Origin of the sequence: Streptomyces bambusae, from assembly GCF_019400985.1 — a bacterium.
GTDB classification, from domain to species: Bacteria; Actinomycetota; Actinomycetes; order Streptomycetales; family Streptomycetaceae; genus Streptomyces; species Streptomyces bambusae_A.
This window is the reverse complement of record NZ_WTFF01000339.1, coordinates 1-7753: the sequence shown is the minus strand read 5'-3', so window position 1 is coordinate 7753 and position 7753 is coordinate 1. Positions and strand designations below refer to the sequence as shown.

General features: G+C 74.6%; 4 protein-coding genes. 1 reads left to right on the top strand and 3 read right to left on the bottom strand.

What is annotated here, in order from left to right:
* Nucleotides 1-342 precede the first annotated feature (342 nt).
* The 3 genes from GPJ59_RS30660 to speB all read right to left on the bottom strand — a co-directional run bounded on the left by GPJ59_RS30660 (nucleotide 343) and on the right by speB (nucleotide 7108).
* The gene (locus GPJ59_RS30660) at nucleotides 343-4203 is read right to left on the bottom strand and encodes an ABC transporter ATP-binding protein (RefSeq protein WP_219671181.1); all 3861 of its coding nucleotides are present in this window, start codon (nucleotides 4201-4203) and stop codon (nucleotides 343-345) included.
* 189 nt (nucleotides 4204-4392) lie between these two features.
* The gene (locus GPJ59_RS30655) at nucleotides 4393-6078 is read right to left on the bottom strand and encodes a thiamine pyrophosphate-binding protein (RefSeq protein WP_219671180.1); all 1686 of its coding nucleotides are present in this window, start codon (nucleotides 6076-6078) and stop codon (nucleotides 4393-4395) included.
* Nucleotides 6079-6136: 58 nt separating this feature from the next.
* Nucleotides 6137-7108, bottom strand: a complete 972-nt coding sequence (gene speB / locus GPJ59_RS30650; RefSeq protein ID WP_219671179.1) for an agmatinase — start codon at nucleotides 7106-7108, stop codon at nucleotides 6137-6139.
* Nucleotides 7109-7232: 124 nt separating this feature from the next.
* On the opposite strand from speB, the gene GPJ59_RS30645 reads away from it, so the two are divergent.
* Nucleotides 7233-7753, top strand: a 521-nt coding sequence (locus GPJ59_RS30645; protein WP_219671178.1) for a PucR family transcriptional regulator ligand-binding domain-containing protein, incomplete at its 3' end; no start/stop codon positions are given.

Sequence of the window (7753 nt, the reverse complement as noted above, 5' to 3'; positions counted from 1 at the left end):
CCCACCGCGGGCCCGGCGGGGAACCCCCCCAGGGCCAGGGCCCGGCGGCGGCCTTCCGCCACGGCCGGGCCGCCGCTACGCCGGCTCCCCCGGACGGCTCCCGCCCGGACCCTTCCCGCCAGGACCCTTTCCGCCCGAATCCTTCCCGCCCGGCCGCCCCGCGCCCGGACACCCCACGCCCCGCCCATGTCTCCCCCTAGGTCGTGCACGCCGCCCGTACTGCCATACGTACGACGTGCGCACGTCCGTACGACGCGCAGGTTCCCCGGAAGGTTGCGTTGCGCAAGGAGCTTCCGGGGGCCTGGACCGATGGCGGGACGGCCGCGGCCGGGCGGGGCGGCGTCAGGCCGCCGCGGGCTCGTCCTCGCCGATGAAGGTGCGCCACAGCTCGGCGTACCGGCCGCCGCGGGCCAGGAGTTCGGCGTGGGTGCCGTCCTCCACGACCCGGCCGCGGTCCATGACCACGACCCGGTCGGCGCGGGCGGCGGTGGTCAGCCGGTGGGCCACCACCAGGGTCGTTCGCCTGCCCGCGAGCCGGTCGGTGGCCTGGTTGACCTGGGCCTCGGTGGCCAGGTCCAGCGCGGCGGTGGCCTCGTCGAGCAACAGCACGTCGGGGTCGACGAGTTCGGCGCGGGCCAGGGCGATCAGCTGGCGCTGGCCCGCGGACAGGTTCCGGCCGCGCTCGGCGACGGTGTGCAGGTAGCCGCCGTCCAGGGTGGCGACCATGTCGTGCGCGCCGACCGCGCGGGCCGCCGCCTCCACCTCGGCGTCACTCGCCCCGGGGCGCCCGTAGGCGATGGCGTCGCGGACCGTCCCCGGGAAGAGGTACGGCTCCTGGGGGACCACCCCGAGCCGCTGCCGGTAGGCCGTCAGGTCCAGGTCGCGCAGGTCGGTGCCGTCGGCGGTGACCCGGCCGGAGGTCGGGTCGTAGAACCGGGCCACCAGCTTGACCAGGGTGGACTTGCCGGCGCCGGTCTCGCCGACGAAGGCGACCGTCTGCCCGGCCGGTATCCGCAGGTCTATCCCGCCCAGCGCCTCGCTGCCCCGCTCCCCGCGCTCCTCGGCGGTGGAGTACTGGAAGCGGACCCCTTCGAAGGCGATCTCGCCGCGCAGCCCGCCGCCGTCGCCCCCGCCGACCGGCAGCGGCTCGCGGGCCGCCGGGGTGCTGGTGGGCTCGCGCAGCAGGTCCTGGATCCGGCCCAGCGAGACGGTGGCCTGCTGGTAGCCGTCGAAGACCTGGGAGAGCTGCTGGACCGGGGCGAAGAACAGGTCTATGTAGAGCAGGTACGCCACCAGCGCGCCGGTGGTCAGGGTGCCGGCCTCGACCCGGCCCGCGCCGGCGATCAGCACGGCGGCCGCGGCGGCGGAGGACAGCAGCTGGACGAACGGGAAGTACACCGAGATCAGCCACTGGCCGCGCACCCGGGCCTGGCGGTACGAGTCGCTCCGCTCGGCGAACCGCTGCGCCCCGGACCGCTCCCGGCGGAACGCCTGCACGATCCGCAGCCCGGAGACGGCCTCCTGGAGGTCGGCGTTGACCAGGCTGACCCGGTCGCGGGCCAGTTCGTACGCGCGTACGGACTTGCGGCGGAAGACGATCGTCCCGACGACCAGCAGGGGCAGGGTGGCGAAGACGATCAGCGCGAGCCCGACATCGAGGACGAGGAGGGCGACGAGGATCCCGAAGAAGGTGAACACCGAGACCACGGCGGTGACCAGGCCGGTCTGCAGGAACGTCGACAGGGCGTCCACGTCGGTGGTCATCCGCGTCATGATCTTGCCGGTGAGCTCGCGCTCGTAGTAGTCCAGGCCGAGCCGCTGGAGCTGGGCGAAGATCTTGACGCGCAGGGAGTAGAGGACCCGCTCGCCGGTCCGGCCGGTCACCCGGGTCTCGGCGATCTGCGCGGCCCACTGGGCCAGTACGACGCCCAGCGCGAGCAGGGACGCGGCCCACACCGCGCCGAGGGCGAGCCGCTGGACGCCCTCGTCGATGCCGTGCCGGATCAGGATCGGCAGCAGCAGGCCGGCTCCCGCATCCACGGCGACCAGGCCGAGGCTGACCGCGAGCGGGGCCCAGAAGCCGCGCAGCAGGCGGCGCAGGCCGTAGCTGTCCTCGGGGGCGGCGGCCCGCTCCTCGTCGACCCGGGGGGTGTCGGTGGCGGGCGGCAGCGCGGCCACCTGGGCGAGCAGCTCGGGGGTCGCCGGCATCCCGGCGACCGCGCCGGCCATGGAGTGCCCGGCGCCGGGCGCGCCGCTGCCGGCGGCCGGGGCGAGGGCCCGGTCCTGCTCCTCCTCTTCCTCCTCCCGGCGCCAGAGTTCGGGGGTGATCCCGTCCACGGCCCGCCGCTTGGCGCTGACCGGCTCGGAGTCGATCTCGGCCTCGATCTCCAGGTCGCGTTCGAGGTCGGCGAGGACGGCGGCGTCGGCGCGGGACTCGGGCTCGGGCTGCCGGGGGGAGCCGGCGGCCAGCGCGTCGGGGTCGGTGAGCAGCCTGCGGAACAGCGCGGACCGCTGCTCCAGCTCCTCGTAGGTGCCGAGGTCGGCGAGCCGCCCGTGCTCCAGTACGGCGATCCGGTCGGCGAGGGCCAGGGTGGAGCGGCGGTGCGCGATCAGCACGGTGGTACGGCCGGCCATCACGGAGCGCAGGGCCTCGTGGATCTCGTGCTCGACGCGGGCGTCCACGGCGGAGGTGGCGTCGTCGAGGAGGAGCAGCCGGGGGTCGGTGAGGATGGCGCGGGCCAGCGCGATGCGCTGGCGCTGCCCGCCGGAGAGGGTCAGGCCCTGCTCGCCGACCTTGGTGTCGTACCCGGCGGGCAGCGCCCGGACGAACCCGTCGGCCTGGGCGGCACGGGCGGCGGCGAGCACCTCCTCCTCGGTCGCCTCCGGCTTCCCGTACGCGATGTTGGCGCGGATGGTGTCGGAGAAGAGGAAGGAGTCCTCGGGGACCAGCCCGATGGCGGCGCGCAGCGAGTCGAAGGTGAGCTCGCGGACGTCGTGGCCGCCGATCCGGACGGCGCCGCCGGTGGCGTCGTAGAACCGGGGCAGCAGCAGGGAGAGGGTGGACTTGCCGCTGCCGGAGGCGCCGACCACGGCGACGGTCTCGCCCTCCCGCACGCTCAGGGAGAAGCCGTCGAGCACCGGCTTGTCGGGGTCGTAGCCGAAGGAGACCTTGTCGAACTCGACGGTCGCCGGGGCGTCGGCGGGGAGCTCGGTGGCGCCGTCCTCGATGGTGGGCTCGGTGTCGATGAGCTCGACGACCCGCTCGACGCCGGCCCGGGCCTGCTGGCCGACGGTGAGCACCATGGCGAGCATCCGGACGGGTCCGACCAGCTGGGCGAGGTAGGTGGAGAAGGCGACGAAGGTGCCGAGGGTGACCTGGCCGCGGGCGGCCATCCAGCCGCCGAGGGCGAGCATGGCGACCTGGGCGAAGGCGGGGACCGCCTGGAGGGCGGGGGTGTAGCGGGAGTTCAGGCGGATGGTGCGCAGCCGCCCGGCGAACAGCCGGCGGCCGGCCTCGCGGAGCTTGGCGGTCTCCTGCTCCTCCTGCCCGAAGCCCTTGACCACCCGGACGCCGGTGACGGCGCCGTCGACCACGCCGGCCACGGCGGCGGCCTGGCCCTGGGCGTACCAGGTGGCGGGGAAGAGCCTGACCCGGCTGCGCTTGGCGATGAACCACAGGGCCGGGGCCATCAGCAGGGCGATCAGGGTGAGCAGCGGCGAGAGCCACAGCATGACCGCCAGGGATATGCCGAAGAGCAGGAAGTTGCCGATGGTCATCGGCAGCATGAAGAGCAGGCCCTGGATCAGCTGGAGGTCGCTGGTGGCCCGGCCGACGACCTGGCCGGTGGACAGCTCGTCCTGCCTGCGCCCGTCGAGCCGGGCGATGGTCGCGTACATGTCGGTGCGCAGGTCGTGCTGCACGTCGAGGGCGAGGCGGCCGCCGTAGTAGCGGCGTATGTAGGTCAGCACGTAGACGGCGACCGCGGCGCCGATCAGCAGCGCGGCCCAGGGCCCCATGGGCTTGGACCGGTCCCCGATCACATCGTCGATGATCACCTTGGTGACCAGCGGGACCAGTGCCATCACGGCCATGCCGCCCAGCGAGGACCCGAGCGCGAGCAGCACGTTCGCCTTGTACCGCCAGGTGTACCCGGCCAGTCTGCGCGCCCATCCTGGCGCTGTCCCGCTCCGCTCCGCCGCCACGTGACCTCCCCCATCGTCCTGTCCTACCGGAAGGCACCAACACGGGGACCTGCGGATTTCATCCCACCGCAACAGTCGAACACCCGCATCCGGCGGCTCCGGCACACTCCTGCGAACGAGTGCGCGCCACCGCCTCGCGGCGGGCTCGGGCCGGACGGGCGGCGGGCCCGGGCCGGAGGGGCGGCGGGCTCAGCCCAGATGGGTCGGGGCGAACATCCTCAAGGTCGCCGGGAGGACGACCAGCGACGGGCCGGGGGTGGTGAGGGCCTTCTTCAGGTCCTCGGCGAGGGTTTCCGGCGAGGTCGTGACGGCCGGTACGCCGAACGAGGCGGCCAGGGCGGTGAAGTCCGGGCGGGCCAGCTCCGTGGCGGTGGCCCGGCCGAAGGAGTCGGTCATGTACTCGCGCAGGATGCCGTAGCCGCCGTCGTCCACGATCAGCCAGGTGACGTCCAGGCCGTGCTGGACGGCGGTGGCCAGTTCGGCGATCGAGTACATGGCGCCGCCGTCGCCCGACACGGCCAGGACCGGGGTGCCCGGTTCGGCGACGCAGGCGCCGAGGGCCGCCGGGAAGGCGTAGCCGAGCCCGCCGGCGCCCTGGGCCGAGTGCATGGTGTTGGGGTGGCGGGCGTCGAAGGCGGACCAGGCCCAGTACGACAGGATCGTCATGTCCCAGAACGACGGCGAGCGGGGCGGCAGGGCCGCGCGCACCGATGTCAGGAGGGACTGCTCCAGGGTGAGGTCCTGGGCGGCCAGGCGGTCCCGGACGGCCGCGAGCAGCGCCGCCACGCGGGCGGGTGCGCCGGGGTCCCGGCGCTCGCCCACCGTCTCCAGCAGGGCCTGGAGCGCGAGGCGGGCGTCGGCGTGGATCCCGAGGGCGGGGTGGTTGGACTCCAGCTTGCCGAGGTCGGCCTCGATCTGGATCACCCGGCCGGCGGGCAGGAAGGTGTGGTAGTTCGAGGACAGCTCGCCCAGGCCCGAGCCGACGACGAGGAGGACGTCCGCGTCCTGGAGGAAGTCGGTCGTGTACCGGTCCTCCAGCCAGGACTGGAGGGACAGCGGGTGGTTCCAGGGGAAGGCGCCCTTGCCGCCGAAGGTGGTGACCACGGGGGCGTCGATCCGCTCCGCCAGCTGCCTCAGCTTGGCCGTCGCGTCCGCGCGGACCACGCCGCCCCCGGCGATGATCACGGGCCGGGCGGCGTTCTGCAGCCAGTGTGCGGCCAGCGCGGTGAGCTCCGGCCGCGGCGCGAGCTCGTGCGGCGTCGCGTCCACGCCCGTGACCTGCGGGATCACCGTCGGCGCGGCCAGCACGTCCTCCGGGATCTCCACCCAGACCGGCCCGTGCGGGGCGGTCAGCGCGGACTCCCAGGCCTCGGCGATCACCGAGGGGATCTGGGACTGCGTACGAGCGGTGTGCACGGACTTGACGACGTCGCGGAAGGACGCCGCCTGGTCGCGCAGCTCGTGCAGGTAGCCGCGCCGGCCGCCGCCGAGGCCCGCCGCCGGCACCTGCGAGGAGATCGCCAGCACCGGGGCGGAGGCGGCCGCCGCCTCCGCCAGGGCGGGCAGCGCGGTCAGCGCGCCGGGGCCGGTGGACAGCAGCAGCGGCGCCGCCTCACCGGTGATCCGGCCGTACGCGTCGGCCGCGAAGCCGGCGTTGTTCTCCACCCGGAGGGTGACCAGGCGCAGGTCGGAGCGGCCGACCGCGTCGAAGAGCGCGAGAGCGTGCTGGCCCGGCAGGCCGAAGGCGGTGGTCGCACCGAGGCCGCGCAGCGTCTCCACGACCAGGTCCCCGCCCGTCCGGCCGGCCGGCGGCGCCAGGGCCGCCCGCATCTGGGCCTCGGTGGGCCGGAGTACCAGGTCGTGGTCGTGCGTCACGCTCTACGTGCCCTTCGCTCGGCGCGCCCTGCTTGCCTTGGGCCCTCAGTTGCCCTGGTCAGTTGCCCTGGGCACCCTTGGCGGCGGCAATCTGGCGGCTCATGATCGTGGTCAGCTCGTACGCGGTGTGCGACGCCGCGACCGAGGTGATCTCGGCGTGATCGTACGCCGGGGCGACCTCGACCACGTCGGCGGAGACCAGGTTGCAGGAGGACAGTCCGCGGATGATCTCCAGCAGCTCGCGGGAGGTCATGCCGCCCGCCTCGGGGGTGCCGGTGCCGGGCGCGTGGGCCGGGTCGAGCACGTCGATGTCGATGGAGATGTACAGCGGGCGGTCGCCGATGCGCTGGCGCAGCTGGTCGGCGATCTCGTCGGCGCCGCGGCGGTAGACATCGGCCGAGGTCACGATGCCGAAGCCCATCTTGGCGTCGTCGTCGAGGTCCTGCTTGCCGTACAGCGGGCCGCGGGTGCCGACGTGGGAGAGGGCCTCGGTGTCGAGGATGCCCTCCTCGACGGCGCGGCGGAACGGCGTGCCGTGCGTGTACTCGGCGCCGAAGTACGTGTCCCAGGTGTCGAGGTGCGCGTCGAAGTGCAGGAGCGCGACCGGGCCGTGCTTCTTGGCGACGGAGCGCAGCAGGGGCAGCGCGATGGTGTGGTCGCCGCCGAGGGTCATCAGGCGGGAGCCGGCGGACAGCAGCTCGTCGGCGGCGGCCTCGACCGTCTCGACGGCCTCGTTGATGTTGAAGGGGTTCACGGCGATGTCACCGGCGTCGGCGACCTGCGCGAGGGCGAAGGGGGAGGCGTCCTGGGCCGGGTTGTACGGGCGCAGCAGGCGCGAGGCCTCGCGGATGGCGTTGCCGCCGAAGCGGGCGCCGGGGCGGTAGGACACGCCGGAGTCGAAGGGCACGCCGACGACGGCGACGTCGGCGGAGCCGACCTCGTCGAGGCGGGGCAGCCGGGCGAAGGTGGCGGGACCGGCGTACCGCGGGATGCGGGAGGAGTCGACGGGGCCGCGCGGCTGCGTGCTCATGGGGTGCCTCTTCTCTGGCCTTCGCGGCCGGCGGGTGTGCGGTCCTTCGAGCGTAAGCCGGGGCCGGGCCGGCGCGAAGTGTATGTTTTATCCACATCCCCGCCTCGACCTGTACGGAGTATCCATGGCTACGCCTGCCCGGGTCGGCCCCGACCCCCGACCGGGCGAGCCCCTGCCGCTCGGCGCCCTGCTGGCCGAGCGGGAGCTGGGGCTGAGCCTGCTGCCGGGCGGCCCGGCGGGGGCCGCGCAGGCCGAGGTGCACGGCGTCCACGCCTCGGAGATGGCGGACCCTTCCCCCTATCTCCTGGGCGGCGAGCTCCTCCTGACGGCGGGGTCCTGGCTCGCGCCGGCGGCGGCGACGGCGGACGCGGAGGCAGAGGCGACGGCGGGCGGCACCGCCGAAGCCGTCGACGGGTACGTACGGGAGCTGGTGCGGGCGCGGGTCGCGGCGCTCGGCTTCGGTGTGGCGCCGCTGCACGCCGAGGTGCCCGCCGAGCTCGCCGCGGCGTGCGAGCGGCACGGGCTGCCGCTGCTGGAGGTGCCCCGGCCGACCCCGTTCAGCGCCGTGGCCCGCGCCGTGTGGCGGCTCATGGCGGAGGCCCGTACCCGGGAGCTGCGCCGGGTGACCGAGGCCCAGCGCTCGCT

Bases quoted from the DNA above. Each gene is read 5' to 3' on its own strand.
- speB (WP_219671179.1), bottom strand. From the start codon at position 7,108: ATGAGCACGCAGCCGCGCGGCCCCGTCGACTCCTCCCGCATCCCGCGG.